Below are 26,511 nucleotides of genomic sequence, written 5' to 3' on the forward strand. Positions count from 1 at the left end.
GAAGCGGCCGGCCCTCACCCTCGTTGGAGGGAGGGGACGTTGGCCCGGCATCGCTGCTACCCCTCGGACACCTATGACGACGAGTGGGCATTGATCGAACCGCTCCTACCGACCCCGGCCTGCGAGACCCCTCGTGGCGGGCGGCCGGAGAAGCACCCGCGGCGCGAGATCGTGGACGCAATTCGGTACGTCGTCGACACCGGCTGCAAGTGGCGGGCCCTGCCCAAGGACTATCCGCCCTGGCGAACCTGCTACAACGCCATGGCCCGCTGGGCCGCCGCCGGGGTGATCGGGCAGATCCGCGATCAGCTCCGCAAACGCGTCCGCCGGGACATGGGACGCTCCCCTGGAGCGGTCGCCACCATCATCGATTCCCAGTCCGTCAAGGCCGCCGAGACCGTCGGCAAGGACTCACGCGGCTACGACGCAGCGAAGAAGATCAACGGCAGGAAGCGGCACCTTGTGGTGGATACCAAGGGCCTGCCGCTGTTCGTCATGGTCACCCCGGCCGACATGACCGACCGCGACGCGGCCAAGGAAGTCCTGTTCAGGCTGAGGCTCATGCACCCCGAGATCACGATCGTCTGGGCCGATTCCGCCTACGCCGGACAGCTCGTCGACTGGGCGAAGAAGTACCTGAACCTGACGTTGAAGACCGTCAGCCGGCCGAAGAACGCGGTCGGGTTCGTCGTCCTGCCCCGCCGCTGGGTGGTCGAGAGGTCGATCGCCTGGGTCATGCACGCCCGCAGACACGCCCGCGACTATGAACGCCTCATTTAACACTCAGAATCGCTGATCACCTGGGCCGCGATCACCCTCATGACCAGGCGAATCACCCGCCGGCAGTCCCGCCGGGCCAGCCGGCCGCCCTCCCGCGAACACACACGCGACTGACCGCGGTCACACCCGCGACCGCCAACTCCACTCCAGCACTTCTGCCATGCCCGGATCGGGAGCCAGGTGCCGAGTACTTGGTACTCAGAACCCGTCGCCCCATCCGAAGGTGACGTTGTACGCACGCTGGAGTGCGTGCCGGCCATGGTCACCGTCGACGTAGGCCCACGCAAGGGCTGCGGCGAACCAGAGCACAAAGACGCCGCTGACGATGCCCAGAGCGATCAGCTCGCCGTACCAGCTGAGGAGGACCAGGGCGACGGTCACGATGACCGCGCCGAGGTGGGCTCCTCGCGAGTCGAGCGACGCAGCCTTGCGCGCCTCTCTGCGTTCGGCCCGTTCGGCGGTGAAGCGTTCCTCTCGGACAGACTGCGGTTCGTTCTCGTCGAAGTTCATCTCATTCCCCTGGCCCTGACGCTACATGGACCCGGACCACGTCGGCAGTGGAGTCCAGCGTGGGATAGATCCGACACTTCAGGGCCGCCCTGGGCGTGACGGCTACCGGCCCGGCGCTTGAGACGGGCCGGGTTTCCTAGCTCGGTGCGACCTGCGCTTCCGCACCTACGCGTCGAGTTCCGGCAGGCGCTCACCAGGGGTGGCTGGGCGGCCTTCGGACAGCCAGAACATGTAGTCGCGAAGATACTCCCCAAGGCCGTGGTCCAGGTGGGCGAGGTACGCCCGTGCCCCCGCGGCGGCGTCCCGGAACTGCTCGCGCTCGGAGGTCGCCCACTCGCCCCACCCCACCCTTACGGCCCATTCCCGCGCTCTGCGGCGCTCACTCCACCAGTCCTGGACCAGCTCTGGGGTCCAGTGACGGTCGCCGTCCCCTCCGTACGCCCCGAAGGGGTCGCACTCCCCGGCGCAGGTCAACTCGTGGACGCCGGCGACCTCGACCGGCTGACGGTAGACGAACTCGGTGCAGTACTCGTCCTCGTATGCGACATGCTCCGGCGCGCACTGCCTGCCGGTGAAGCAGTTGTCGGTGCCGGCCGTGTAGAAGGGACCCGGGACGTTCCGCCAGTCCCTGTTTTCCCAGCCATCGGGCGCGGGCCCGGACCAGTCGTGCCGCACAAGGCCGTCCTGCCACAGCGGATGGGGCGTGCCCACCAGGACGCGGGCAGACGGTATCGGATCCCAATAGGTCATGATCCGCAGGATGCCAGATCGCCCGTACGCAACGGCCTCTAGTAGTGCTTTGTTAGCCGGTCTTGTCACGTCGGGTGTCTGGTAGTTCGCTGGTTGTATGAGGGCTGGGGAGCTTGGCGCGGTTCGGGTCGGGTTGGAGGAGTTCGCTTCCGAGGTGTTCGCGCCGTTGGTGCGGCGGGACTGGCTGGAGAAGGGCCAGCTGTATTTGCGCGGTCTGTTGCTGGATGGCCGGCGCAAGTCGATGCAGCCGATGGCCGAGCGTCTTGGGGTGGATCATCAGCGGTTGCAGCAGTTCATGACGTCCTCGACCTGGCCGGTCGAGGACGTGCGGGCCGGGCTGGCGTGGCGGGCCGTGCGGGTGGTGCGTCCGCAGGTGTGGGTGGTGGACGACACCGGTTTCCCCAAGGACGGCAAGGCCTCGCCTGGGGTGGCCCGGCAGTACTCGGGCACGCTGGGCAAGGTCGGCAACTGCCAGATCGGCGTCAGCGTCCACGCCGCCTCGGACACGGCTTCGTGCCCGCTGTCCTGGCGGCTGTTCCTGCCCGCCTCCTGGGACGGGCCGCAGGCCGCCGATCGCCGGGCGGCCTGCCGGATCCCCGCCAGCGAACATCACCGCCCGAAGTGGCAGCTCGCGCTGGAGATGCTCGATGAGCTGTCCGGTATCGGCCTGCGGCCTGCCGCACTGGTCGCGGATGCCGGTTACGGCGCGAACGCCGACTTCCGCCACGGCCTGGAAGACCGCGGGCTGGCCTACGTCCTGCAGGTCGAAGGCGAGATGACCGCTCACACAGAAGACGCCGAGCCGCATCAGCCCGCTTAGAAGCCATCTCATTTGGGCTTCGTGGGTAGGCTGTCGGTCATGGTGGGGATCGTTGAGCGTCTGGTGCCGGACGAGTTGTGGGTGCTGTTCCAGCGGGTGGTGCCGGAGGCGCCGTCGCGGCCCCAAGGTGGTGGACGGCGTCGGCACGGCGACCGTGAGGTACTGGCCGCGATCGTGTTCGTCGCGACGTCGGGTTGTACCTGGCAGCAGCTGCCCACGGCATCGTTCGGCCCCTCGGGGGCGACAGCCCACCGACGCTTCTCCGAATGGAGCAAGGCCCGCGTGTGGGCCAAGCTCCACCGCCTGGTCCTCGACGAACTCGGTTCCCGCGGCGAGCTCGACTGGTCCCGCTGCGCGATCGACTCGGTGAACATGAGGGCCCTGAAAAGGGGGATCTGACAGGTCCGAATCCTGTCGATCGGGGCAAGTACGGCTCGAAGATCCACTTGATCACCGAGCGGACCGGTCTGCCCCTGTCCGTCGGAATCTCGGGCGCGAACCTGCACGACAGCCAGGCCCTCGAGCCCCTCGTCCGCGGCATACCGCCCATCCGCTCACGACGCGGACGCCGACGACGAAGCCCGGCAAGCTTCACGCGGACAAGGGCTACGACTACGCCCACCTGCGCCGATGGTTACGCGGGCGCGGCATCACGCACCGCATCGCCCGCAGAGGCATCGAGTCCTCACAACGACTCGGCCGCCACCGATGGGTCGTCGAAAGGACCATGTCCTGGCTCGCCGGCTGCCGACGCCTCCACCGTCGCTACGAACGCAAGGCCGAACACTTCCTCGCCTTCACCAGCCTCGCCTGCACCCTCATCTGCTACCGCCGACTGGCCAAATGAGATGACGTCTTACTCAGGCCTGGGGCCCCGTCCCAAACCCCGGTATCGCACCCGGCCGGTCTCCTTACGCGACCACGTGCTGGCCGCCGGACGTCACCGGGGCCGGCCCGTGACCTGGCGCAAGGGTTCCGGGGCCGCGATGAGCTCGCACTTCGTCCGCCTGCGGATCCGCCTCGCGGGCCGCCGGCCCAAACCCGCCGCCAACGGCACGATCCCGCTGGTCTGGCTGGTCGCGCAGTGGCCCGAGAGCGAGGCCGAGCCGGTGAAGTACTGGATCTCGAACCTGCCCGCGAACATTCCCGCCAAGGACCTCGTCCGGCTCGCGAAAGCCCGCTGGCGGATCGAGCACGACTACCGCGAGCTGAAGACCGCTCTGGGGCTGGACCATTTCGAGGGCCGCTCGTTCACCGGCCGGCACCGGCACGTCACCCTCGTCACCGCCGCCCACCTGTTCCTGACCGAACAGCGGAGGAACCCAAAAGTCCCTGCCAGGGCCTGACCCTCTACCCAGGCCCTGGACCTCCTCCAACACCTCATCGCCACCTGGACCGGCACCTGCCCCACCTGCCAGCAAACCGTGCCATGGCAGCCCTACGACACCACCTAACAAAGCACTACTAGGAGCTGTCCGGCCGATCATGTGACTGTCACCTGGTCGGATCGTTCTCCCGTGCATGGGGCGGGGTGAACGCGGTGATCTGTCGGACGCGGAGTGGGAACGGCTGCGGCCGTTCCTGCCCGTGAGCAACGGTCGGTGCGGGCGGTGGCGTGATCACCGGCAAGTGATCGACGGGATCCTGCACCGGGTGCGGACCGGGGTGCACTGGCGCGATCTGCCGGAGCGGTTCGGGCCGTGGAAAACGGTCTACGAGCGCCACCGGCTCTGGTCGGCCGACGGCACCTGGGAACGTCTTCTGCAGCAGCTCCAGGCCGCGGCCGATGCGGTGGGCGAGATCGACTGGGACATCTCGGTGGACTCCACCATCGTGCGCGCGCACCAGCACGCGGCCGGCGCCCGCACCGACCCCCCGCCGGCCCTCGCCGACTCAAAGGGGGACGAGACGGGGGAACACCAGGACGAAACTCCGTGGCAGAGCCTCGTCGACCGGCTGGCGGAGGTGGTGCGGGAGGCGAGGGCCTGGGGCGTTCGCGCGGCGGCTTCACAAGCAAGATCCACCTGAGCGCGGACGGTCGCTGCCGCCCGCTGTCCCTGATCGTCACACCGGGGCAGCGGGCCGACTGTACCCAGTTCGCGCCAGTGCTGGAGAAGATCCGGGTCCCCCGGCCCGAGGCGGGCCGACCCCGCAAGAAGCCGGACAGCGCGCAAGGGATCACGAGGCGGACGGCCACCGAAATTCGACGAGGAACGGTACAAGAAGCGCAACACCGTCGAACGGGCCGTGAAGGGGCTCAAGAACTTCCGTGCGGTCGCTACGCGGTATGACCAGCGAGGCTACGTGTTCCTCGGCACTGTCTCAGCTGCCGCTGTCATCGTGTGGCTCCGCTCATGACCGGCCACTCGTGTTCAAGCCGAGTGCGGAAGCCCGGCCGACCGCGGCAAACAGGATGAGTGGCAGCTCCTTGTCGGCCTGGCCGAGCGCCAGCGCAAGCCAACGACCGTTGTCGGGGAGCGGCCACACCTGCATGCTCACGGCCTGTTGGCTGAGGTAGTCGAGCGGCTCGGGCACCGGCTCTCCCTCGTAGCTGGCGCTGAGATACGGTCCGAGGTCCGCGACGAACGCACTGCCCCACCGATCCGTCAGGCGTGCCGCCAGGTCGTCGAGGCGGGCCTGCAGTTCAGCTTCTGCCTCAACCCAGGCCCGCCCGTCGTCGTCATCCCAGAAATCCCGACTGACCTGCAGTTCGCGCACGTGATGCTCAGGTCCACCGCCCCCGGAGGCGTCGACATAGGTCACCTCCGGGAACGGCTGCACGGCCAGCGAGTCAATCGTCGAGAGGTACTCCTCGGTGGTCATGGGCGCAGGCTATGGGACCGCGCAGACAACCTCCCCCGACTGCACACACCAATGATCGGCCGGACAGCTCCTAGTCGAACACCGACCCGCTCACTCGATGGTCCTCCACCACCCAGCCGCGTACGAGAAACTGGCCCACCAGCCCGGGCTCATCGCCTTCCAGCTCCACAAGCCGCCAGGCGGCCCCTGATCTCCGCCCTGACCAGTCATGATTGCCTGCATCGGAGTGCCGCCCATGCAAAACCGCCCGACCCTCGTCGTAGTCAGCGGCCCTCCCGCCACAGGGAAGACCACGCTCGCCCGCGCCCTCGCCCAGCAGCTCGGCTGCCCGGCGATCATCCGCGACGAGATCAAACAGGGCATGGTCATGAGCACCCCAAATCACCAGCCCGCCGGCGACGACCCCCTCAACATCCCCACCCTGGACGTCTTCTTCAAGGCCATCACCGTCCTCCTTCAGGCCGGGGTCACCCTCGTCGCGGAGGCGGCCTTCCAGGACCGGCTCTGGCGACCAGGCCTGGAGCCCCTCCTGGACCTCGCCGACCTGCGCATCATCCGATGCGTCACGCCCACCTCTACCATCACCGAACGCATCACCGAGCGCGCCCGCACCGACAGCCACCGGGCGGCCCACGGCGATCAGGCCCTGCTCGCCGACATGGAAGCCGGCGTCTACGACCCCGAGCAGTTCAAAGCCATCAGCCTCGACGTCCCCACCTTGGTCGTGGACACATCGGACGGCTACATGCCCGAAACCGCCGAGATCCAGGCATTCCTGCGAACACCACCACCGTCACCCAACCCTCGGCGATAGACCCTCGGCAGGACGAGTCCGTACGGGCTACGCCGACGGCCCCGATGCACCTGAAGCTGGAAATCCGTGCGACCCATGTGCCTGACCTCTCCTCGATCGTCGACCGCACACAGGGCTTGGGTATGTTCCCGCGCCGCGCCGCGACGAGTTGGGAAATCAGGGCGACCAGGTCCCGGCTGCGGGAAGCACGGTGGGAAGTCCCCAGGGAGCCCCAACAGTGCGGGCACTACCGATGGCGCTGTCCGGGTTCGCGTCCCGTGCGGTAAGCGGCCAGGGCGTGACCGCGTGGTCAGCCGACTTCAGGTGCCGCGCCAGGCGGAGCAGGCTCCTCCGTGGTGACACACCGGATGTGGCCCACCCACGAATCCGGCGTCAGGGAGGACCATTCGACGTCGATCTCAACGCCGTGGAGTATGCGGGTGTGGTCCGCAAGTTGCGTGAAGATCGCCGTCTGTACGTCCTCAAGGGCCGCGCTGGCGGGCATCGGGACCTTGCCACATCCGCCACCCGCGTTATCAGCGATGAACGTGTAGGGCCACACATCGTGCCCAGTCAGCAGGATGATCTCCCTCGGTATGCCGAAGGAAGGTCGCTTCGTCTTCGTCTTGGGTCGTCTCGCCACGGTGCCATCCAACCTGACGGACCGAGGGGTCAAGCACCCGGCATACACACCCCTTCCAATAGCTGAGGACCGTCCCACTGACACAACCCTGCGCGTCACTGACATCCACTCTGCGCACGACAGCACCGTCGTCGGGGGCGGGCCGCCTGTGGTGGGATGGCCCGATGATCGCCACAGTGCTCTGGGAGCGCGAACTGCACCAGCGGGGCGGCGCTTCCGTTTTCGTCGTGGGGCCGGACTGTGTCGTCCTGCACGAGCGGCACACCCGGCTGGTCTGCCTGGAGCGCGCCGACGGCGCGGTGCGCTGGGACGTCCCGCTCGGTACCTGGCCGCGCGGGATCGTCCTAGCGGGGGACTGCGTGTTGGTGTTGCCACAAGCACCGAACCTGCTGTCCTGCATCGATCTGCGGACGGGTGCGTCGCTGTGGAGTGCCCCGACGCCGAGGTGGACTGGGAATCTCGCGGTCCACTCGGACACCGTGGTGATAGGCGGTTGGCGCGGCTACACCCCGATGAGTGGCCTGGACCTCGCCGACGGAAGCGTCCGGTGGACGACATCGTCGCCGGTGACGTCCGTACGGACCCTCGCGTGGGCTGGCGGGGTGCTGACCGGCAGCGGGTATGAGGCGGTTCTCCTCGATCCGGCCGACGGGAGCGACCTGGCGCGGTGGCGGTTGCCGGACCCGCTCGCGGGACCCGACGCGAAGGCGTTCGTCCCGCTGGATACGGAGCGGGTGGTGGCGGTCTGCGAGGCCTCGTCACTGCTGACCTTCGGGATCGGTGCGGACGAGCCCGCCCGGCTCGGATCCTATGATCCGTTCGGGGCGGTCGGGTACGTCCACGGGTCGGTCTGGATGCTGCGGTCAGGCAGGGGGTTCCTCGCGGTGGATCCCGCCGACGGGACGTCGCGGTGGTCGGTCGAGGCGGATCGGCGGGTGGTGGTCGACCCGCTGCCGTACGCCGACGGCCTCCTGGTGGGGGACGCCAACGGCGGCATGCGGCAGTTGGGGCCCGACGGCAAGACCGTGGAGGGGTGTTCCCTGCCGGGTCGGCGCCTGGACGCGCTGGCCGCCGCCGGCGACGGCGGCCTGTTCTTCGCGGCGAAGGGCACCTTCGGCTCCTTCACCCTCGCTCCAAAAGCCGGGCGGCCGACCACACCCGCAGCACTGTCCGAGACGCCAGGGCCCAACGTCGCTGACATCGCACGTGTCGCTGAACACTGACACTCTCGTGTCGTCCCACACCGCAACCCCCGCACCCGCCCCGGGGCGGCCACCCCGCAACACCGGCAACCCCACACCAACACCGACAACCACACACCACAACCCCAGGCACGCCCCCGACCCCGGGCACGGCCCCGACCCGACACCACCCACACCACCCCCAACCCCGGCCACCACCCCACACCCCCCAACCACCCCCCACACCCGGCCACAAAGAAGCGACGACCACCCCGGTCTGAAGCTCCGCCACCGACGCGTTTCAACCGCGGCCTGACGACCACCCAGGGCGCCCTTCACGACCGCGGCGCGGTGTTGCGGGAGAGCGTGAGAGGGCGGCTGCCCTCTCGCCCCAGAGCCGCAGCCTCCGGTGGCGCTGCCAGCAACAACTCCACCCGCGAGCGCAGAGAGGCGACTCAGGGCCTGAAAACGAATTGCCGCTCCTCATGTCTTGGTTCTCGCTACCGTGGCGTGATGACGATGCCCTCTTCAACGGGCCTCCTGAGGCTCGCCTTCGACGGCTTCCATCAAGCCCGAGCCCGGCTGGGCGAGTGCCTGTCCGCCCATGGCGCCAGCACGGACGCGGTCGCGATCCCCGCCGCTGAGACCATCTACTGGGCGTGCGTTCTCGATGAGCAGCTCACCTCCGACGGCGGCTACAGGACCGTCCGCAGGAGGGCGATAGGGGACGCGATGCGCGGGGCCCGGTGGGTACGCAACCGCGCGACCCACGCGCTGGCCCTCACGGTCGAGCAGACCGGCGGCCTCAGCCTCCCGCTTCAGGTGTCAATCACCATCGAACCGGTAGTCGGGCGCTGGCTTCGAGCCGACCGGCTGCCTCCCGAGCCTCCGAAATATGTCGACGCCGCCGGCCGGACGGCCTACGACAAGACCTTCGCCGACCGGCCCGCGAGCGACCCCGTCGAAGACATCGCGCAGTGGTTCGCGAACGAGCACGGCCGACCCGGCTCACGCCTGCGCGCGATGTAGCAGCGGGCCTTGCCCAACCGCTTCCGTTGGGCCCCCTGCCCGCGCGATGTCTCCCCCGTTTCCGTTGGCCGGAGTCCGGCAATCAAGGCCGGAGGTCCAAGGCAGCCGCATAGGATCCGGTGCGCGGGACGATGTCCTGGAATACGCCATGCCGCTGCTCCCGCATGCGGAGCCTGTGGCAGCGTCGCCAGCAGCAGGCGCAGCGCCTCGCCGATCGGGCACGTCCACCACGTCGCCAAACCGTAGGTCAAGAATGAACCACGCTCGTTCAGTGGGCAGATCCGGTGCCGGCCAGACCGCCTGAGTCACAAGGTGACGGGTACGGGAAGGCCGAGGGCGACGGCCGCCCGGCGGCACCCGGCGCGGACTGCGGTCAGTTCGGCGCGGACGTCCGCCCCCGCCCGCTCGCCGGCAGCCGATGCCCTGGCGGCGGACGTGTGCAGCTCCGCCCGTGCGGTCGCGCCGTCGCGGGGAAGGCCGGTGAGCTCGGCGGCGTTGGCCACTGCGCCGACCAGCCGCGCCACCTCGGCCGGACCGCACACGGACCGGGGTACATGGACACCGAGCAGGCGGGGTGCCCACCCTGCGAGGGAACCCCGGATCTGCTCGCACAGCCCGTCGATGTCCGTGTGCGGGCCGTCGGGCGCGATACCCGCGCTCATCTCCTCATGGTCCCCGCCGCCACCGACAACGCCCCTGGAGGCGCCGCTCACGGTCGTGCCGCAGCGCCGACGCGCTCACTGCGCCTCCTGCCAGCACAGCGCGGCCAGCGAGAACTTGACCAGGCTCCGTGCGTGACGAAGGGTTGGACCCGGTCGGCCCCGAGGGGGTCTCGCCCCCACCACCACCGCCGTCTCGAGGGAAGAGTCCTTCCATGCCTGCGCACAGCAAGTCCGTGTTCGTCCGCCCTGACCCACGCCGCCTCCTGGTGCTTGCTGCCCCCGCAGTTCTCGTGGCGCTCAACCAAGGTCTCACCAGCAACGGCCAGGTGCTGCCGAGGCCGGTCTACCTTGCCCTCGGGGCCGCGTTCGCTGTCTGCGCCTTCGCCCTGCGCTGGCTCCTCGCCGTCTCAATAGCGGACGGATACATCGCCGTGTCCCGGGGCCTCACGCCACACCGGCTAGCGCTGGCCGACCTCGACAGCGTCGAGGTGGAGGAGGCGGGGCGCCTCGGGTATGTGATCCGCTGCCGTCAGGCCGGCGAACCGGAGCTCAAGGTTCCGCTGACGATGATGCGGCAGAGTGACCAACGGCTGGTGATCGAGGCCGTCCACGCCGCGGTCCGGCCGGGTGTTCTACGGGGCGGCGCTGCCCTGCGGGCCTTCACCACGACGCCTTAAAGGGCGTTTAGTCCCGCCTTGACCGTTTGGGATGTCGTCAGTCGAGGGAGCCGTGATGCCGTGAGTCAAGCTGCGTCAGTGGGACTGGCTGCGCTTGTACAGGGCGGTGCTCGCTCGGAATCGGAGGCGGCTGCACCGGTCCTTCTCATCGGGTGACGCGTCTTCTGGACAACAGCAGTGGCGTGCGAGCCACCCGAGGTCCTCTGCTGCGAGCCAGAGTGCTATGCGGCCTTGCGCGGCTTCTTCCTGCGGATTCGTGGGGATGGCATCGGTCATGTGCGCGACCCTATAAGAGCCCGGAACCCGGCCCCACAAGGCCAGGCGGGGCTCGGGACCGTGCAGGCGGCGTCGTCCGTCGGATGCGGGCCACCACCTTGCGCCAGACGGCTGCGAGCGGTGGGCTCGAAACCCGCTACGCCGGTGCTGGCGGGCAGGGAAGGCATCGACACTGCCGCGCCCGAGGAGCGTGCGCACCAGGGCTAACGGGTCCGACCGCCTCGAGCAGGGCATCAAGACGCTCTGGCGCGGGAAGAGCCTGCGGGTCCTCTCGGCTGTCGGACGGACCTGGGGCAGGAGGGTGTCGAGTCGGGAGAGCGCCTCACGCAAGCCGTCGACCGTGTGGCGGGCGTCCTGCCACCTGCCCTCCTGCAGCGCGGCCGCGAGGGCGCCCACTTCGCACAGAGCCCCACCCGCCGCGGCGGCCAGCTGCCACTCCGGCCCCGTCGCGGTCGTCATGGCGGTCGCACGGCTGTCCATCACAAGACTCCCCTCCCGTCGACGTGTTCAACGAACCGCCGCCGAAAGGGCCCTGTCCAGTTCCGTACACGCCTGCGGGACGGGCGGGACAGTCACGGAGAGTCTTGCGGGCAGGCGTCGATGCGCGGTGCCGCCGAGGCCGGGCGTGGCTGGTGTCGTACGGAGCGGGCAGAGGCCACGGGCGGGGCTGGCGTGGATGCTGCCGACCGGGCGGTACCGGCGACGTGTGACGGCAGCCGGGCCTGCCCGCGGTCGACAGCGCCACGGGGGCCGGGAGCAGTCCGTCCGAAGGGGCGGCTCCACAGCAGTCGCCATTGCACCCCGTATCCGTGTGCGGCCGGGTGTTGCCACGCTGGGGCGAGGGGTGAGCGCCACCCGGACAGAGTGCTCTCCCCCGGCCGGCCGGGGCGATGGCCCCGCCGATGGCCGAGGTCCCCGTACCCGTCTGCGGAGCGTCGCCGGTCGGCCGCCCTCGTGCACGGACGCGACGGGCGCCGGCCCGGTCAGCCTGCGGGGGCGTCGATGTCCTCACACGCGCTGGAGGCGGCCGTCTCGGGCGGAGTGGCGATCGCCTCCTGCCAGTGCTCCCGCTCCCCCACAAGGCCCCGCTCGGCCGGCTCGGCGTACCAGGCCCACGCCTCGGTGCCCGCGGCGCCCGTGGTCGATCCGGACTGGACCGCGATCACGTATCGGCGGCCGGGCTCCAGGACCGCGTAGCGGTCCGGATCCTCCGTCGCGTACCGGCCCGGGCTGCCGCCGTTCTTCACCCCTTGCGTGACCTCAAGGACGTCGCCGAACTCTCCCTTGAAGGCTTCCAGGGTCTTCACCCGGGTCGTCAGGTAGGCGCTGCCGCCGTCCTCCCGGTAGCGGGTGTTCTCGACCGCCTCCACGACGGCCACCGCCCGGGACCGTGCGGCGACGACGTCGTCCCGGCCGAGGTCGGGTCCGCACACCGCATGCGTGGTCCCGGTCTCCGGGGCGGTGGTGAACCAGGCCGCGCCCGCTGCGGCGACAGCCGCGACGAGGCAGCCGCCGACCCACATCTTCACGCCCATGATCATCCCCACAGCTTCTTGACGTTGGCCTTGTCGACGTCGGTGGGGGCGTCGGGATACTGGGCGACATCCGGCCACATCACCGACGAAACGGCATTCTTGCCGCTGCCCGACTTGTGACACAGACCGAGCGCGTGCCCGAGCTCGTGCGCCGCCACCATCCGGCGGGTCGCCGGGGGGGGCGTAGGTGTCCATGCGCGCCCTGTTGAAGCGGATCAGGTCCGTCGCCGCCGGCCCGGAACGGCGCGACCACACCCCCGCCGCAGAGCTGCGCGGGTCGGAGAAGTCCTCGTAGTTCAGGTCGTTGACGGTCGTCGCCGAATCCGGCGCGATCCTGATTTTCGCGCCCGGGTAGGACCAGGCCCGGTTGGCATGGGCGTACTCGGCCTTGTACTTGCTGCTCGCCGTCCACCGGATCTCACCGTCATCGACCGAGCTGTCCGCGCGTGTCTCGCTCGCGTCACTCCCCCGACTTCGCGATGCACGGCGCCGCCACCGCAGCATGCGCCGGCACCGGACTGAGGAGCTGCACCGCGGCGAAAACCGCCGGACCGGCCAAGAAGTTGCGCATCCCTTCAACGGTAGGACAGCCCCCGCCGAGGACGATCGTTTCAGCACCGCCACCAGCCACCCGAACATGCCTGCGAGGGAGCCCGCGTGGGTACCGGCGCCGCCAGAGCGCAGGTGGTGCGGCCGCCCGGTGCAACGCGGCGCGGTGCGACGGGGCGCGGCGTGCGGTCAGTCGAAGATGCCGGTGACCACCAGGGCGCCGGGGACGACGGTGAGAGACGGGCGGACCTCGGGCACCAGCGGGAGCCAGGCCGTACGCACGGGCTTCTCGTTGATCAGGACGGCATCGCTGCCGATCTGGATGCCCAGACCCGCGGCGGGCGCGCCGACGTGCCAGCCCCAGTGCCGGTAGAGGGAGACGAGGTCGTCGCGGGCGGGCGCGATGTTGGCCAGCGCTGCCCGGTGGCCCTCTGCCCGGTACCGGTCGAGGAAGGCCTCGGCGAGCCGGCGCCCCAAACCTTCCCCGCGGCGGTCCGCGCGTACCGCCAGGAAGTCCAGGAGGACCATGCGGCGCATGATGGTCTGCACGGGCACGCTCAGGCCTTCGAGGTTCAGGCTCAGGCCAGTGCCGACGGCCACGCCGATGACCTCGCCGTCGGATTCCGCGACCAGGCCCCGCGCGAAGCGGGTCTCGGGGGTAGGGCTCTGGAGATGGTCGGCCCACTTCTCCGGGGAGAACGGCTCCAGCGTGCCCTCGGACAGCTCCGTCGCGGCTGCGAGATCACCGTCGGCCATGGGACGCACCGTGACGGCAGGCGGAGGTAGGCGGCGTTCGGCCTTGCGGCGCGAGGCCGGGCCCATCACGCCCCCGCAGGGGAGCGGAAACCGGTGCCGGGCATGTCGGTGGCGGCCGTCGGGAGAGGTGTCAGCGGGAGCATGCCTGCACCGTACGCGAGGCGCTCCGCACCGCACGGCCCGATTCCGTGAACAGAACCGGCATCGACGTCACACAGCCGAACCCATGCCATGCGCGCCGAGGGCTCCACCACCGGCGCCCGCGGGCCCAGCAGGCGTGCATCAGGATCTGGAGGACCCCGTCGTGTCAGGTGGGGCTATGAGCGCGAGCAGCGCCCGGATCTCGCCGACCCGGGGGTGGCTCGGGTGGAGGCGCCCGCGATCCATCCTGGCCATGGCCCGACTCGGACGTTGCCGTCTTGCGCCTGTCGGTAGGTGGACGTTGCGGCCAGCCGCCGGCTCGTCACAGCGACCTGGCCTTGGCGCAGATGTCGCTCGACCGCAGGCACCGTACCGCCGCTCGACATACAGGGGTTCAGGGGGCGGCCCAGGGGCGCATCCGGGCGGAGGGTTCTGCGCGCGGCGGGACATCTTGGGCGGTCGCGTGATGGATGACACAAACGTCTGCGGACCGGTGAGCCAAAGGGACCCTTACGCGGTCGCGCCGCCGCAAAACTCCCTCGGTGCTGGGTGGAGCGGCTCTGTAGGGTGAACGCTTCTTCGAGATCAACTCGACCATTCGACAACACCAGGGGGGCCGGTGCGCAGTCGCCGACTCGTTTTCTCCGCTGCCGTGATCGCGGCAGGCATCGGGGTCATGCCGGGGGGCATGGCCCAGGCCGCAGGACCGTCCGCCGACGGGGCCCACGGCATCACCTCGTCCAAGGAGCTGCTCAAGAGCGCCGCGAACGCGTTCACCTTCAGCAGCCCCGCCGACCGGTCGGTGCTGAAGACCCCGCCGGCCGCGGGAAGCAAGGCTGCGTCCCCTGCGCAGGGGGCTGGTGCCGCTGTGGACGGTGACATCAAGATCGGTCTCAGTGGCACGGCCGGCAGCGCGCGGACGATCGACCTGAAGTCCGAGATCACCAGCAGCCTGGGCACGCCGCTCAACGTCGTGATCGACTGGGGCGACGGCACGTCCGGCGGCGACGTCGTCGGCAGCGGCGCCAGCACGACCATCACCTCCCACCACACGTACGCCGAGGTCGGCAGCTACACCGTCAAGGTCACCGTCTACGGCCCCGACGGCGCCGCGGGCGTCTCGGCGACGAACGAGATGCCGTTCATCACCCCGGGCTCGGAGTTCACCCCGCACAGCCCCACCCGTCTCCTCGACAGCCGGAACGGCACGGGCGCCGCGCAGGCCGGCAAGGTGCCGGCGTGGGGCGAGGCCCGCGTGAAGGTCGCCGGGAACCACGGCATCCCGGCCGACGTCGCCGCCGTGGTCCTCAACGTCACGGTCACCAACACCAGGGCCGCCGGTCACGTCCGCGCCTATGCCGACGGCACCGAGCGCCCGACCACGTCGAACGTGAACTACGCGGCCGGTGACTCGGTACCGAACCTGGTCATCGTGCCGGTCGGCAAGAACGGCTACGTGAACCTGTACAACAGCGGCGAGCAGGGCGTCGACCTGATCGCGGATGTGACCGGCTACTTCACCCGGACCTCCGCCAACGGCTACACCCCGACGGACCCCACCCGTTTCGTCGACACCCGCGAGGGCCTCGGCACCTCCCGGGGCCCGGTCCCCGGGCAGAGCCAGTTCGGTGTCCAGATCACCGGCACCCGTGGCATTCCAGCCGGCGCGAAGGCCGTGGCGCTCAACGTGACCGTCACCAACCCGCGGGCCACCGGTCACCTGACCGTCTTCCCCAGCGGCCAGGCCGCACCGAACACCTCCAACCTGAACTTCACCGGCGGCCAGACCATCGCCAACGCGGTCATCGTCCCCGTCGGCGCGGACGGGAAGATCAACGTACGCAACGGCGGCTGGGACCCGGCCGACGTCATCGTCGATGTCGTCGGCTACTACAGCCCCGACAGCGTGAGCGCCTACATTCCCATCCGCCCCAAGAGGGACCTCGACACCCGCGACCCCGCGCAGTGGCCCTCCGGGCCCCTGAAGCCCTACCGCTACGTCTTCTCGACCTACGGCGAGGAGAACCCGACGGCCACCGCCATGGTGCTGAACACCACGGTCACCAACACCGGCGGCGCTGGCCACCTCACGGTCGCTCCCGACCCCAACGCCCTGTGGCAGTACGAGAACAAGACACACACCCCGCCGGTCGCACCGAACTCCTCCACCCTGAACTGGACGGCCGGCAAGACCGTGCCCAACTTGGTCCAGGCGAGCACCGGCGCCCACGGCATCGTCGACTTCTTCAACCGCAGCGGCAACAACACCGACCTCATCATCGACATCTTCGGCGTCTACGACCGGCACTGAGCAGTTGCGGCACCGCATGCCACAACGCTGCGCAGCCCCGGCGGCCGCGCCGTCGGATTTCCCGAAGGCCCGCCCGGACAAGGTTGGTTGGCCTAGCCTGGGCGTGACGCGTGGGCCCTCAACTTACGTGTCACAGGCGCCGCCAGAGGCTTCACCCCTCTGGCGGCGCGCGCCCGTCGGAGCGGTACCGCGCCCGGCCGGGCCGGGGTGGAGGAGCCGGGGCTAGCCGCGCTCCTCACCCCCGGGTGCGCCCCGGCGACACCTCCCCCAAGCGACAGCACCAGCCCCCGGCCTGATCGCGGAGCCGGGCGGCGGGATACCGGTACGAGGGTCATCCGAGCCAGACGATCTCCAGGACAGACATGCGCCGGGTGAGGCGGTTGACCGTGTAGACGACGGACAGCTGCCCCACCGACGCAGCGCGGACGTCCTCACCCTCCGGGTCGCCGGTATTCCACTGAGGCCAGCCCCACGGGGAACGGACCGCGATGTCCAGGACGTCGCGGACCATCTCCCGGGCAGGCGCGGGAAGCCCGGCGAGAGTCTTTGCGGTGTGCGGGGACAGGCGCACCGCCCACGGCTGTTCATCCGTCACGGGCGGCCGCCGAGGACGTCGTCGAGGTCGATGAAGCCGGAGTCGTCCTGGCCGGAGTCCATGAACGCATCCACGGCCGGGGCCGCGGCGACCCGGAGCTGCCAGGTGCGTACGACGTCGTGCAGGGGGGTGAGGCTGAAGGTGTGGCGGGCGTCGTCCAGGGCCTTGGCCCAGTCCCGTTCGAACGCCGGCACCCACATCTCCGCGCGACGGTCCGCGCGCAACTGCGAACGGAGTTCGGCCGCAGCCCCGGGGGCGGGCGCATACGGGGTGACAGGGGTGTGGTCGGGCTGGGCGCTCATCGAGGGTTCCTCCCGGCGGCGGGTCGTACCGCAACGGTACGCGCGCCGGGACAGTGCGGAAGCCTGCATGGTCCGATCCCTCCCCGCCGGGCGAGGGTGCGCGCGGGGGACCGGACGTGCCGGCGCAGTGGCTCGTCCTGCGTGTTCCTGGTGGCCGCCGCGTGGTGGAAGTCGGTTTGTCGCGCGGTCGGTGTCGCTCGGGACGCCGGTCAGGAGCCGGTCACGGCCGTACACGGGGCTGCTCCTGGACATCGGGGGTGGTTGGGGGCTGCACGACGATGTGGCCGAGCTGGGAGTGCGGGCGGCGGATGGTGTAGCGGAAGCCGGTCAGGATGGCGGCGAGGGCGGTGTCCATGGCGTTGCGGACCGCGTAATAGCGGACGGCGTCCTCGTCGTCCGTGCCGTCGTTGTCCGCTGTAGCGAGTGCGGCGCGGTCAAGGCGGGCGTGGGGCAGCCAGTCGACCACAACCTGTCCGTCTTCGATGTAGACCGCGACGCCGCCCTGTTCCTCGTCCGTCAGCGGCTGGGGCGGCGCCACATGGAAACCAACCGTGGCAAGGTCAAGGCGCACCTGCTCGAGGAGCAGCTCGGGGGCGACAGGAGGGAGCCCCTCGGCCCAGTCGCGGAAGGCAGCCACTTCCTCCTCCTGGCGCTGGTGGTCGTCGGCGGCCCGGCTGTTCGCCTCACGCTCGGCGTCGGTCTTCGGGTCCGGGTACGGGTTGAGCCGAAGCACGATAGCTGTCACCGTCGGCCTCCACTGGCCTGCGGCATCCAGCGAGCAAAGCACCGTGGTTGTCACCGGGTCGGCACGCTACTTGTCCCCAGCAGCGCGCGAAGCAGGTTGGGTGTCACCGGCGCGCCGGGACAGTTCATTGGATCAAGTCGGTGTGCGGATGCTCGGGGGTGGTCGGGCAGACGTAGATCTGCATGTTGTCCGTGCTGCCTACTTCTACCCCCGTCGGCTGGGCGGGGTCCTGGCCCGCGTAGTGAGAGCCAGCGGCGTTGGCCTGGTCTTCCTGTGGCACCCAGCCTTCGTCGCCGTCCCACTCACAGGAAGCGATTGTCAGCAGCGGGACCATCTGTGCCTCGCACACGACGCAGTACCGGGGGATTGGGTCGGTACGGCCCCACGGGGGCCAGCCGCCGACCTTCCAGCCGGGTGCGTTGCTCAGATGAATGGAGTAGAAGTCGCGCGGATACGCCGCGTAGGAGCCGGCCATGTCGGCGCCGCCTGCCTGCCACTTGTTCGAGTCCTCCAGCATCTCCTGCAGTTCTGGGCTCAGGTCCAGGCTGTTGGGGTACTCGGTGATCGCTTCTGGGGCCAGCAGGCACGGTTCCGGCACGTAACCCGCATAGTCCGCTTCGTACGGTTCCGGTGGTGTGCCGAGGACGTCGCCGACCTCGGCCGCCGACCGCCAGAACAGTGCGGTCGCCGGCTTGTAATCCGGAGCGTGCTCATACGGGCACCAGAGAACCTGAAGGAGATCGGCCTGCCCGGGCGGCCGCAACAGGGGTACGTCGCGCACGAACAGCTGAGCCACGGGCAGCATCGGGACCGGACATTCCGCCGGGCCAGGAGGGCCGGCTTCGAGCCGTTCGGCGAGCCACGCGGCATTGCGCTCCTTGAGCGCCTCCTCTGCAGGCGTGAGCGCGGGAACCGAGCCGTCAGGGCTCCACCGGGAAGACAAGATCCGGCGGAGCCGCACTTCGGTCGGCGAACGGCGGGATCCTGTGTCCACATGCAGGTGAACGTCTTCGCAGTGCGGCCACGGCTCGCCTGCCGGCCACAGCAACGGCCCGCCGACCGAACTTTCCCTGACCGACGGCGACCCCGGACGCGGATGCAACCGTATCGCTGGGCGCGCCAGCGGCGCGAGTTCAGGAAAGACCACTGCCACCTTGACAGGCCGCGGCGGAGTAGTTCGTACGAAACTCATGCCGGTGATCTTGTCACCAGCTACCGACAGCAGGGGCCAGCCCACCCGGCACCCCCGGGCGGCCCAACCATACGAAGGCCAACCACAACGCCCAAAGCCCGATCGCGCAGCGGGCCCCGTCCGGCGTTGCCGGTGACAACACACTGCCTTGGTGACAACCATCGTGCTTCGGCTCACGGGTAATTGATGCTCGCCATCCAAGGGCTCCTAATTCAGAAGCTGATATCCAGGTAGTCGATGTCGCTGATTTCTACCTTCGACAGTCCCATAGCGCGGGCCCCGTCGTCCTGGAAATAGATTTCCCTGAACCCGTCGGCGACGATCTGGCGCATCTGCTGATCGCTCATGCCTGCCTCGCGGGCGTCGAAGAGGCGCTGCGCGTAGTACGGGGGGAGGTGGACGGTCAGGCGGCGGAACCGGCCGTCGTCGGTCGAGCCGACCGGGGCGGTGTAGCCGAACCGGGCGCGGGTCTCCACGGTGATGCCGGCGGTGGTGGCGGCCTGCTTGCGGCGGCGCCCGCGGACCACGGGCTGCCAGCGGGCGCGGACGGCGTCGTCGATGCGGTCGGCGATCTCCTTCGGCGGGGTCTTCCGGTCGCCCTTGCGGTAGCGCTCCACCGAGCGCTGGCTGATCCCCAGCTCGGCGGCGACCGCGCTGGTGGACTTGAGCTTCTTGACCAGGAAGTTGATGCGGCCCTTGAGGGTCTTGGGGGGATCCTGGGTGAACCCTTCCCGGTCGGCTCGCTCGATCGCGTCCTCGATCTCTCCCACGGTGGAACTCCTCTCTCAGCAGGGTGTGCTCTGCCCCGCTGCGGCAGGGCGGGGGTGGGCTGGGCGTTGGGGGTCCGCGCGTCTCGCGCGGGACCGATCCGCCACGAGCGGCTGTGGCGGGGTAGGGAGCATGCGCAGAGCGGCCGCTGGCGGCACAACCACGCTCGTTCGCAGGGGGACGGGATGGTGATGCCTCCGCAGCCGCTGGCAGAGCTGCGGAGGGCGCTGTCGTCGGTGTGGGGTTACTTGCCGTCGTCGAGGACGGCGTCGCCGCCCTTGATGTGGCGGGCGGGGTTGAGGCCCTGCTCCATCAGGTCCACCGCCCAGGACATCTCCCGTACGCCTTCGAGTTTGGCCAGGCCGGGGGTGGGGCCGAGGCGGAAGCCGCCCATCAGCGGCTTGCCGGACTCCGCGTAGGGCAGGAAGTCCAGCGGGGAGGCGCCGGGGCTGGGGTAGACGACGCAGTCGGAGAGCACGGCGAGGGGGTACAGGCCGGTCAGCTTCACCATGTTGTTCAGCTTGCGGTGCATGTTGACGCGGGCCTTGGAGATGACGGCGGCGCGGATGTCGGGGCGCCAGGTCGGGCGCTGCATGGCGGGCCACGGATCCCCGGCCTGGTAGTTGCGGCCCTGGGGGTTCTCGAAGAGCTTCCCGATGCCTCCCTTGACCGTAGCCTTGATCGCGGCGAGGACGGCGGCCATGGCGGGGTCCGTCTGCTGGTGGTGCTCCATCGCGGCCAGGTAGTCGGCGTCGGTCAGGTCCTTGGTGACACCGAGGTCGGCGAGGGTGTCCAGGTAGGCGGTCTTCAATCGGTCGTGCCAGGGGTCGAGGTAGGCGCCGGTCTCGCGGCGCAGGTAGGCCTCGACGGGGTGGACGTCGTGGCCGAGTTCCTGGGCGTAGGCGAGGGTGTGGGTCTGGTACCAGGCAGGTCCAGTCGGCCGGGTCCCGTCGGGGGTGAACGGCGACGGCAGGCGGGGGTCGAGTTCGATGTGGGAGAGGTCGGCGAGCCAGGAGCCGGGGATCTTCTTGTTGAACACCGGGGCGTGGAAGTGGTCGGGGGCGGACAGGCCCACCATCAGGCGCGCGGCCGCGGCGAGGAAGGCGGTGTTCAGGTCGAGGCCGACCGCGTAGGGCAGCAGACACTCGGTGTCGGAGAGGAGGGCGGGGTCGCGGACCCACTGGTAGGCCTCCTCATTCAGGAAGCCGCCCTTCCAGCCGGAGCGGAAGACTGCGGGGTGTTCGGGCTGGCCCTCCGGCGGCGCCGGGTCCATCGGCTCCGTCCCCAGCGAGCCGGGGTTGTGGCCGGAGACCCAGTTCCCGCTCTCCTGGTCCTGGACGGCCTTGGTCGGCGGCCGCAGTGCGGTCATCAGCTCCAGCCCGGTCACCGCCGTCGACCCGCGCGGAGTCATGACCCGCTGGGCGTACACACCCAGCACGCGGGCGATGTCGGCCGGAGCCATCGAGGCGACCCCGGGCCAGGACCGGGCATCAAGGGCGTCCCAGGACAGGACCGCGAGTTGCACGCACTGCCGCGCGCCGCCCTCGGCCTTGCGGTAGACGCGCGGCCACGGGCCGAAGCCGCGTTTGGTGAGCTTCCACTTCGCGCGGGCGATCTGCTTCACGACCGTATGGTCGTCGGCAAGGCGCAGTGCCCGGCGTTCCTGAGTGCCCTCCAGGCGCTTCGGCAGTCCCAGCTTCACGGCCGCCGCCGCGGTGAGCACGATGAGGGGGTCGGAGTCCTTACCGTTGCGGTTCAAGCGCGGGGCGCCCAGACCGGACTCCTGCAGCGTCCACTCCACCAGCTCCACCACGGTGGTGGCCGGGCAGTCCAGCACGATCCCGTCGACGCCGTACGCGCTGCCGTCACCGTCCAGGACGGCGAGCGGGCCGTGTTGGAACGGCGCGACAGCAATGTTCGGCACTACGCGCTTGCGGGCCGGAGGGCGCGACGAGGCCCGCGCCGGCGAAGACGGCGGTGCGGCCACCGGGGCGGGCGGGGCAGCGAGGGCGGGCGGGGCGCTCTGATCCGGCGCTGCGGCAGCCGGGCCGGTGAATGCCCGTGGGACGGGGGTGGTCTTCGGCGCGTGTGCTGCCGCCGGAGCGGAGGTGACCGGGGCCGGGGTGGGGGTGGGGTACTTCGCGGCCCAGCCGTCCAGCAGCCGCAGGTAGGCCTGCAGCCGCGGCGGCCGCGGCTGCGAGCGGCCGTTCTCCCAGTTCTTCACCGTCTGCGTCGTCGACTTCAGCGCCTGCGCCAGCCTCGCCTGCGACACCCCGGCCGCCTCCCGAAGCCGGGCCCGCTCCGCTGGCGGCGGCAGCTCGGGCTCACCCTCAAGCAGGGCGTCGACCAGCTCGAAGAGCTCTTCCTGACTCGCCATAACATCCACCTCCTATCGCCCACACTAGCATTTCTTTAACCTCAGAATTATCCTGGAATTTAATCCGTGTGAACGGTTTAGGGAAGCTGGGTGTTGACCACAGAAGGACCGTCCTGACACTGGCCCGCGATTGTTCAACTTGGCCCGGCTGAGCGTCACGAGCCGCCCTCCTGCAAGGCCGAATCGACACACCGACACACTCGCCTCATGGGTGCGCGGCATTCGTATGCTCCGGGCATGAAACTCTTTCGGTGGCGCAGCCGAGACGAAGCCGGTCGCACCCCTTTGACCCAGGCCACGGCCCTGTACCAGGCGGGGCGTTATGCGGAGGCTGAGGCCGAGGCACGCTCCGTGGCGGCCCGGTCCCGGTCGCGCAGCGACACGTACGCGCCGCTGGCCCTGGCTATTGCCGCGCTCGCTGCGGGCGCTCGGGGCCGCCATGCCGATGCCGTCTCCACATACGACGCGCTGCTGCCGGTCGCCGGCAGGATCTTCGGCGCCGAACACCCGCAGACCCTCAAACTGCGCTCGGACCGCGCGCAGGCGCTGACCTCACTTGCCCGGTACGCCGAATGCGAGGCAGAGTGCGCGGCCGTCGCCCGGATCGCAGCCCGCGGCGCGGGGCCGGACATGCCCCTCATAGCAACGGCCGCCCGCAACGGGCAGATCTACGCCCTCACCGCGCTGGGACGCCACCCGGAGGCGGAGGCGCTCGGGCTGGTATGACCGACCTCCGGGTGTACGCCCCGAGGGCGGTCCAGCCCTTCCTTCGTATCAGGGGCGGAATGCGTCAGCGTGTGCGGCGGCCCATTGCGCGAAGGTCCGCGGTGGACGGCCGACCACGTCCTCGACCACCGACGTCACCTCGGCCACCGTCTCGGGCACGGTGGCCCACATGTGCAGCATGAACTCGATGCCCTCCTCGGGCCAGCCCTCGGCCCGCCATTGCCGGCGTGCCTGGTCGTCGGTCAGCTCGGTGAAACGGATCTCACGGCCCGTCGCCGCCGCGATGGCGGACACCTTGTCACTCGGCGTCAGCGCTTCGGGCCCCGACACCAGGAGGCTCCTGCCTGCGTGACCGCCCCCGGTGAGCACCGTAGCGACGACGTCGGCGACATCCGTCTCGTCGGCCGAGGCGGTCCTGCGATGCGCGTACGGCTCGCGGACCTCCGCCGCGGTGCGGATGGCCTCGGACCAGCCCAGCGCGTTGGACATGAAGTCGATCGGCCAGATGAACGTCCATTCCAGGCCGCTGTCCCGCACAGCCTGTCCCAGTTCTCCTTCCTCGTCAGCCGACAGGACCGTCAGCCGGCGTACGCCCGCCTCGGCGGCCATCGCCATGATCTGCGGCCCTGTGCGCAGCGGGGTGTGGTCGTGTCCGGTGGCTCCGAGCAGGTGCACGGCCGAGACCCCGTCGAGAGCCGCTGCCAGTGTCTGCGGCTTCGTGAGGTCGCCGCCCACCACTTCGATGCCGTCGGGCAGGCCGGTCGCCTCGGCCGGGGCGCGTGTGAGCGCGCGAACCGTCTGTCCGGCGCGGCGCAGTCGCTCGACCAGGTGGCGCCCCAGGGTGCCCGTCGCACCGGTGACCAGAATCGTCACATCACTCCTTTCGTAGGGCCGTTGGGTGGCGGGCGCCGCCGCTCGGGGCGGCAGGCAAACCTTCCGGTGCCCGGCCGTGGACGACAGTAGGTGGCATCTAGGTCAGATGGTGTCCGCGATCGCCGCCTGTGGTCGGCGGTGTAGGTCTTGGATGCGCCGGCGGCGGACCATTCCGGGGGGAGACGAGGTACGCACCGGGCGGGGCACGTCGTGAGGCGGTCCGACCGCAATACCGCCCACGCCAGAGCACAAGTGAATGGCTGGTCGCGCCCGCGACCATCCATTCACCCTGCCCATCACTGCAGTGGGCCCGCGATTGCCGTAGGGGCGGCGAGGTGCGCAGGTAGGCCGCCGCTCCGTCCTCGGTCAGCCGCAGCCAGGTCCGCGGCCGGCGTATCAGAATTCGTGAACTCACGGGCCTTGGGGAGGCCTGCGGGGCCTGGTGCAGATGGGCCGCGGGCATTCAGGGTGTCAGATGTCTGGGGGCAGCCGAGCCTGGTCCTCCGCTATACGGTGCGCCATTGCATGGGCCGCCTGGGTGGGCACGGCTCGCGTACGCCTTCGAAGAAGCCGGCCCAGTAAGCGGCCAGTCCGGATAGTGGGGGCCGTTGCGCGATCGTGTACGCGGCCCAGGTTGCGAGGTAGACCAGGACGAGGGCGGCGGGCAGGTGGCGCTTGGCCCGCCAGACGCGGTTTCGTCCGGTGTTGCGGTAGCACCAGCAGGGGAACATCTCGCTGGTAGCTGACATGATCGCAACTGGACGCTCTATTCCCGGCGTGCACCCGGACGATGTGGCCGAATACAGCGAAGACGTCATGGGGGCGACTCCTGGAACAAAGATGCGCGACACACCTTCGGGCACGCCCCGCTGGACGTGGGGGTCGTGGGACGACCAGACCCAAGCCATGATCATTCGCGAAGGAGGCACAGGAACTTCCTTCCGGCCGGGGTGAGTTTACGACCACTTCCTGGAGCAAATCAATGGCGAGTAAGGCAACCATGGAATCAGAGAACTACTGGGACCACCTGTCCCAAGAGGCCCTTACGGAAGTTTCGCGATTTGATCAAGCGCAGCTCGAAAGCGAATGGATGCACCTGGGGGCAGAAGTCCGAAACCTTATCATCACCCCGGCAAACTCTCTAAAGAATCAATTCCAAGCCTGGGAACGTCTCATCGGGTTCCTAGAGGGACTGCGCCTCCCGGACGACCAGTACCTCTTCAGCGAATATGAGAACGATCTCGACCACCGCGATGTCCTGCAACTCGCGCTCGCCGACATGCCCGAGGGGCCACGGCAGGAACTGTCGTTCCTGCTCAATTCACTGGACGCTCGTTTCCAGGCGTATACCACCCAGGACGTCACCGGGGAACTGGACGCCTGGCTGCGGCGCAGGCGCAGAGATGCAGATCCCGCACACTGGTGGTGGCACCGCAGACCGAAGATCGCTCCGTGGTAACAGGCAACGCCGCCGTCGCGGCCGATTCCCGGTACGGGTCAGCGATGACCCAAGCCTGCAGTCAGGTTCAGGGCGTGTTCTGGTTCTTGAGTGGTTTGTCTCTCTGTTAAATGTTCATGCCGCCCAGTTGTGTTTCGGGGGGACGGAAACGGTCATGTGTGTTCCGCCCGCGCACGCAGCTCCGCCAGGCTTACGGGCCCCTCGGTGTCGCTCAGTGATCGTCCCGTAAGCTCCGTCAGGGCTTGGCAGGGCGACAGCTCCCGATCGGATGCGGAGCGAAGGCGATTCAGCCACATGAGCGCGGTCCTGTACCTCTCGTCATCGTCGAGGTCAAGGGACTCGAAGCTCGCCGCGGGCTCGGACTCGGAGGCCCAGAGGTAGCCGAGCACACCGCGGTCGTCGGTCACCGGCACGTACCGGACCGCGCCCGACACCGAGCGTCGGTATCCGATGTGCCCGAAACCGGGGGTGTGGGTGAATTCCTCGTATCGCCGGGCGACTTCGTACCGAGACCAGGAATCGGACGGAGTTCCGTCCTGGTCGACATGGGCAACGACGCCCGTCGCCGTCGGCGTGCCGAAGTAGGTGGGGTCCTCGGGGTCCACCTCTGAGCCCAACACATGGGTGAGTTCCGCGAGCACGGACTCCAGACGAGGCGCGTTCGCCTCGTAGACGGCGGACTGCGCCCGTCCTCGGAGGTCGTACCGCATCCAGGCATCTGAGTACGTGATCAAATCCACTGTGGCGAAGCCGGGGTCCACGAAGGCGGTCAGGTCGAACACGTCTTCCGTGCGGACCTCCTCCAGACCGGTAGACAGAGAGCTGGCCACGGTGCACCGGGCATCCACCGATCCGATGCGGCCGGGGCGCATGGCAGCCCTGATCGCGCCGGCCATCTCCTCAACGGATCCGGCAGCGGAAAGTTCGCTTTGGAACAGCATGCCGGCCTGTGTGCCGGCCTCGGAGATGGCGAGACGGGAAGTCGATTCGCCGAGCGCGAGCCGATGCGAGGCCAGCACTGACCGAGCCGCCATCAGGTCTCCGAGGCACCGAACCAGCGGGTCCACGTCCTCGATGAAGTCGCCCCACGTCCATCGGGCGACTGGCGTACTGGCGATCACGGTGCCACCTCCGGCATGAACCTACCGTCCCGAGGCCACTCTCTGCGGCATCCTCGACTGCCCCCCGACCCCGCAGGTCGGGCAGAATTTCGCGCCGCTCTGGCCCCAGGCCGCAAA

General features: G+C 69.4%; 22 protein-coding genes and 6 pseudogenes. 12 read left to right on the forward strand and 16 right to left on the reverse strand.

Going from position 1 to position 26,511, the window contains the following annotated elements:
• Positions 1 to 39: 39 nt before the first annotated feature.
• Positions 40 to 1,057 (forward strand): annotated as a pseudogene (locus BSL84_RS00345) (IS5 family transposase).
• Here BSL84_RS00345 and BSL84_RS34530 read toward each other — a convergent pair.
• A complete protein-coding gene (locus tag BSL84_RS34530) occupies positions 979 to 1,290 on the reverse strand; it encodes a hypothetical protein (RefSeq protein ID WP_079273060.1) in 312 nt (103 codons plus the stop codon). The pseudogene BSL84_RS00345 and the gene BSL84_RS34530 sit on opposite strands and share 79 nt — an antisense overlap.
• 165 nt (positions 1,291 to 1,455) lie before the next feature.
• Positions 1,456 to 2,040, reverse strand: coding sequence for a ferredoxin (locus BSL84_RS00355; RefSeq protein ID WP_199838689.1), 585 nt, complete (start codon positions 2,038 to 2,040; stop codon positions 1,456 to 1,458).
• 97 nt (positions 2,041 to 2,137) lie between these two features.
• Between BSL84_RS00355 and BSL84_RS00360 the strand changes: the two are divergent.
• The 4 pseudogenes from BSL84_RS00360 to BSL84_RS35170 form a co-directional block, all read left to right on the forward strand.
• A pseudogene (locus tag BSL84_RS00360) lies at positions 2,138 to 2,854 on the forward strand (IS701 family transposase); the annotation flags it as partial.
• Between the two features lie 45 nt (positions 2,855 to 2,899).
• Positions 2,900 to 3,707 (forward strand): annotated as a pseudogene (locus tag BSL84_RS35165) (IS5 family transposase).
• 10 nt (positions 3,708 to 3,717) lie between these two features.
• A pseudogene (locus BSL84_RS00375) lies at positions 3,718 to 4,206 on the forward strand (transposase); the annotation flags it as partial.
• A gap of 175 nt (positions 4,207 to 4,381) precedes the next feature.
• Positions 4,382 to 5,218, forward strand: a pseudogene (locus BSL84_RS35170) (IS5 family transposase).
• Here BSL84_RS35170 and BSL84_RS00390 read toward each other — a convergent pair.
• Positions 5,213 to 5,683 carry a hypothetical protein gene (locus BSL84_RS00390; RefSeq protein WP_075969513.1) on the reverse strand — a complete coding sequence of 157 codons (471 nt, stop codon included), beginning with the start codon at positions 5,681 to 5,683 and terminating at the stop codon, positions 5,213 to 5,215. The pseudogene BSL84_RS35170 and the gene BSL84_RS00390 overlap by 6 nt on opposite strands.
• Positions 5,684 to 5,918: 235 nt before the next feature.
• Here BSL84_RS00390 and BSL84_RS00395 point away from each other — a divergent pair, with 235 nt between their 5' ends.
• The 3 genes from BSL84_RS00395 (at position 5,919) to BSL84_RS00410 (ending at position 9,329) form a co-directional block, all read left to right on the forward strand.
• Positions 5,919 to 6,497 carry an AAA family ATPase gene (locus tag BSL84_RS00395; protein ID WP_075969514.1) on the forward strand — a complete coding sequence of 193 codons (579 nt, stop codon included), beginning with the start codon at positions 5,919 to 5,921 and terminating at the stop codon, positions 6,495 to 6,497.
• A gap of 786 nt (positions 6,498 to 7,283) precedes the next feature.
• The gene (locus tag BSL84_RS00405; protein ID WP_075969515.1) at positions 7,284 to 8,342 is read left to right on the forward strand and encodes a PQQ-binding-like beta-propeller repeat protein; all 1,059 of its coding nucleotides are present in this window, start codon (positions 7,284 to 7,286) and stop codon (positions 8,340 to 8,342) included.
• Positions 8,343 to 8,813: 471 nt separating this feature from the next.
• Positions 8,814 to 9,329, forward strand: coding sequence for a hypothetical protein (locus BSL84_RS00410; RefSeq protein WP_075969516.1), 516 nt, complete (start codon positions 8,814 to 8,816; stop codon positions 9,327 to 9,329).
• 305 nt (positions 9,330 to 9,634) lie between these two features.
• Here the strand turns inward: BSL84_RS00410 and BSL84_RS00415 are convergent, their stop codons facing one another.
• Positions 9,635 to 9,991, reverse strand: a complete 357-nt coding sequence (locus tag BSL84_RS00415; RefSeq protein ID WP_075969517.1) for a hypothetical protein — start codon at positions 9,989 to 9,991, stop codon at positions 9,635 to 9,637.
• Positions 9,992 to 10,203: 212 nt separating this feature from the next.
• On the opposite strand from BSL84_RS00415, the gene BSL84_RS00420 reads away from it, so the two are divergent.
• A complete protein-coding gene (locus BSL84_RS00420; protein WP_075969518.1) occupies positions 10,204 to 10,668 on the forward strand; it encodes a hypothetical protein in 465 nt (154 codons plus the stop codon).
• A gap of 1,259 nt (positions 10,669 to 11,927) precedes the next feature.
• On the opposite strand, the gene BSL84_RS00430 is transcribed toward BSL84_RS00420, so the two are convergent.
• The 3 genes from BSL84_RS00430 to BSL84_RS00435 form a co-directional block, all read right to left on the reverse strand.
• Positions 11,928 to 12,485, reverse strand: coding sequence for a hypothetical protein (locus tag BSL84_RS00430; protein ID WP_075969519.1), 558 nt, complete (start codon positions 12,483 to 12,485; stop codon positions 11,928 to 11,930).
• Complete coding sequence (locus tag BSL84_RS35175) at positions 12,482 to 12,640, reverse strand: matrixin family metalloprotease (protein ID WP_107484691.1); 159 nt, start codon at positions 12,638 to 12,640, stop codon at positions 12,482 to 12,484. The genes BSL84_RS00430 and BSL84_RS35175 overlap by 4 nt, the downstream gene beginning before the upstream one ends.
• Positions 12,641 to 13,217: 577 nt before the next feature.
• Complete coding sequence (locus BSL84_RS00435) at positions 13,218 to 13,784, reverse strand: GNAT family N-acetyltransferase (protein ID WP_159393489.1); 567 nt, start codon at positions 13,782 to 13,784, stop codon at positions 13,218 to 13,220.
• Positions 13,785 to 14,613: 829 nt separating this feature from the next.
• Here BSL84_RS00435 and BSL84_RS00440 point away from each other — a divergent pair.
• Positions 14,614 to 16,236, forward strand: coding sequence for a hypothetical protein (locus BSL84_RS00440; protein WP_159393490.1), 1,623 nt, complete (start codon positions 14,614 to 14,616; stop codon positions 16,234 to 16,236).
• 331 nt (positions 16,237 to 16,567) lie between these two features.
• Here the strand turns inward: BSL84_RS00440 and BSL84_RS00445 are convergent, their stop codons facing one another.
• The 6 genes from BSL84_RS00445 to tap form a co-directional block, all read right to left on the reverse strand.
• Positions 16,568 to 16,831 carry a hypothetical protein gene (locus BSL84_RS00445; protein ID WP_075969522.1) on the reverse strand — a complete coding sequence of 88 codons (264 nt, stop codon included), beginning with the start codon at positions 16,829 to 16,831 and terminating at the stop codon, positions 16,568 to 16,570.
• Entirely contained in the window at positions 16,828 to 17,133 is a 306-nt protein-coding gene (locus tag BSL84_RS00450; protein ID WP_075969523.1) for a DUF6247 family protein, read from the reverse strand. Before BSL84_RS00450 ends, BSL84_RS00445 begins: the two co-directional genes overlap by 4 nt.
• Positions 17,134 to 17,353: 220 nt before the next feature.
• Complete coding sequence (locus BSL84_RS00455; protein WP_075969524.1) at positions 17,354 to 17,878, reverse strand: hypothetical protein; 525 nt, start codon at positions 17,876 to 17,878, stop codon at positions 17,354 to 17,356.
• A gap of 124 nt (positions 17,879 to 18,002) precedes the next feature.
• Positions 18,003 to 19,070, reverse strand: coding sequence for a hypothetical protein (locus BSL84_RS00460; RefSeq protein ID WP_075969525.1), 1,068 nt, complete (start codon positions 19,068 to 19,070; stop codon positions 18,003 to 18,005).
• A 212-nt stretch (positions 19,071 to 19,282) separates the two neighbouring features.
• The gene (tpg, locus tag BSL84_RS00465; RefSeq protein ID WP_075969526.1) at positions 19,283 to 19,840 is read right to left on the reverse strand and encodes a telomere-protecting terminal protein Tpg; all 558 of its coding nucleotides are present in this window, start codon (positions 19,838 to 19,840) and stop codon (positions 19,283 to 19,285) included.
• Between the two features lie 242 nt (positions 19,841 to 20,082).
• A complete protein-coding gene (tap, locus tag BSL84_RS00470) occupies positions 20,083 to 22,215 on the reverse strand; it encodes a telomere-associated protein Tap (RefSeq protein WP_075969527.1) in 2,133 nt (710 codons plus the stop codon).
• A 237-nt stretch (positions 22,216 to 22,452) separates the two neighbouring features.
• Here tap and BSL84_RS00475 point away from each other — a divergent pair, with 237 nt between their 5' ends.
• A complete protein-coding gene (locus BSL84_RS00475) occupies positions 22,453 to 22,941 on the forward strand; it encodes a hypothetical protein (RefSeq protein ID WP_045322118.1) in 489 nt (162 codons plus the stop codon).
• 48 nt (positions 22,942 to 22,989) lie between these two features.
• Here the strand turns inward: BSL84_RS00475 and BSL84_RS00480 are convergent, their stop codons facing one another.
• Both BSL84_RS00480 and BSL84_RS35180 read right to left on the reverse strand, forming a co-directional pair.
• Entirely contained in the window at positions 22,990 to 23,814 is an 825-nt protein-coding gene (locus BSL84_RS00480; RefSeq protein WP_045322098.1) for an NAD(P)H-binding protein, read from the reverse strand.
• 506 nt (positions 23,815 to 24,320) lie between these two features.
• A pseudogene (locus BSL84_RS35180) lies at positions 24,321 to 24,527 on the reverse strand (glycosyltransferase family 2 protein); the annotation flags it as partial.
• Between the two features lie 287 nt (positions 24,528 to 24,814).
• Between BSL84_RS35180 and BSL84_RS00485 the strand changes: the two are divergent.
• Complete coding sequence (locus BSL84_RS00485; RefSeq protein ID WP_158879954.1) at positions 24,815 to 25,273, forward strand: hypothetical protein; 459 nt, start codon at positions 24,815 to 24,817, stop codon at positions 25,271 to 25,273.
• 152 nt (positions 25,274 to 25,425) lie between these two features.
• Here the strand turns inward: BSL84_RS00485 and BSL84_RS00490 are convergent, their stop codons facing one another.
• Positions 25,426 to 26,394, reverse strand: coding sequence for a hypothetical protein (locus BSL84_RS00490; RefSeq protein ID WP_045322100.1), 969 nt, complete (start codon positions 26,392 to 26,394; stop codon positions 25,426 to 25,428).
• Positions 26,395 to 26,511: the final 117 nt, after the last annotated feature.

This window comes from Streptomyces sp. TN58, from assembly GCF_001941845.1.
Classification (GTDB): domain Bacteria; phylum Actinomycetota; class Actinomycetes; order Streptomycetales; family Streptomycetaceae; genus Streptomyces.

What these genes read in the sequence shown, in the direction of transcription:
- BSL84_RS34530 (WP_079273060.1), bottom strand. Translation starts at nt 1,290, where the DNA reads ATGAACTTCGACGAGAACGAACCGCAGTCTGTCCGAGAGGAACGCTTC.
- BSL84_RS00355 (WP_199838689.1), bottom strand. Translation starts at nt 2,040, where the DNA reads ATGACCTATTGGGATCCGATACCGTCTGCCCGCGTCCTGGTGGGCACG.
- BSL84_RS00390 (WP_075969513.1), bottom strand. Translation starts at nt 5,683, where the DNA reads ATGACCACCGAGGAGTACCTCTCGACGATTGACTCGCTGGCCGTGCAG.
- BSL84_RS00395 (WP_075969514.1), top strand. Translation starts at nt 5,919, where the DNA reads ATGCAAAACCGCCCGACCCTCGTCGTAGTCAGCGGCCCTCCCGCCACA.
- BSL84_RS00405 (WP_075969515.1), top strand. Translation starts at nt 7,284, where the DNA reads ATGATCGCCACAGTGCTCTGGGAGCGCGAACTGCACCAGCGGGGCGGC.
- BSL84_RS00410 (WP_075969516.1), top strand. Translation starts at nt 8,814, where the DNA reads ATGACGATGCCCTCTTCAACGGGCCTCCTGAGGCTCGCCTTCGACGGC.
- BSL84_RS00415 (WP_075969517.1), bottom strand. Translation starts at nt 9,991, where the DNA reads ATGAGCGCGGGTATCGCGCCCGACGGCCCGCACACGGACATCGACGGG.
- BSL84_RS00420 (WP_075969518.1), top strand. Translation starts at nt 10,204, where the DNA reads ATGCCTGCGCACAGCAAGTCCGTGTTCGTCCGCCCTGACCCACGCCGC.
- BSL84_RS00430 (WP_075969519.1), bottom strand. Translation starts at nt 12,485, where the DNA reads ATGATCATGGGCGTGAAGATGTGGGTCGGCGGCTGCCTCGTCGCGGCT.
- BSL84_RS35175 (WP_107484691.1), bottom strand. Translation starts at nt 12,640, where the DNA reads ATGGTGGCGGCGCACGAGCTCGGGCACGCGCTCGGTCTGTGTCACAAG.
- BSL84_RS00435 (WP_159393489.1), bottom strand. Translation starts at nt 13,784, where the DNA reads ATGGCCGACGGTGATCTCGCAGCCGCGACGGAGCTGTCCGAGGGCACG.
- BSL84_RS00440 (WP_159393490.1), top strand. Translation starts at nt 14,614, where the DNA reads ATGGCCCAGGCCGCAGGACCGTCCGCCGACGGGGCCCACGGCATCACC.
- BSL84_RS00450 (WP_075969523.1), bottom strand. Translation starts at nt 17,133, where the DNA reads ATGAGCGCCCAGCCCGACCACACCCCTGTCACCCCGTATGCGCCCGCC.
- BSL84_RS00460 (WP_075969525.1), bottom strand. Translation starts at nt 19,070, where the DNA reads ATGAGTTTCGTACGAACTACTCCGCCGCGGCCTGTCAAGGTGGCAGTG.
- tap (WP_075969527.1), bottom strand. Translation starts at nt 22,215, where the DNA reads ATGGCGAGTCAGGAAGAGCTCTTCGAGCTGGTCGACGCCCTGCTTGAG.
- BSL84_RS00475 (WP_045322118.1), top strand. Translation starts at nt 22,453, where the DNA reads ATGAAACTCTTTCGGTGGCGCAGCCGAGACGAAGCCGGTCGCACCCCT.
- BSL84_RS00485 (WP_158879954.1), top strand. Translation starts at nt 24,815, where the DNA reads ATGGAATCAGAGAACTACTGGGACCACCTGTCCCAAGAGGCCCTTACG.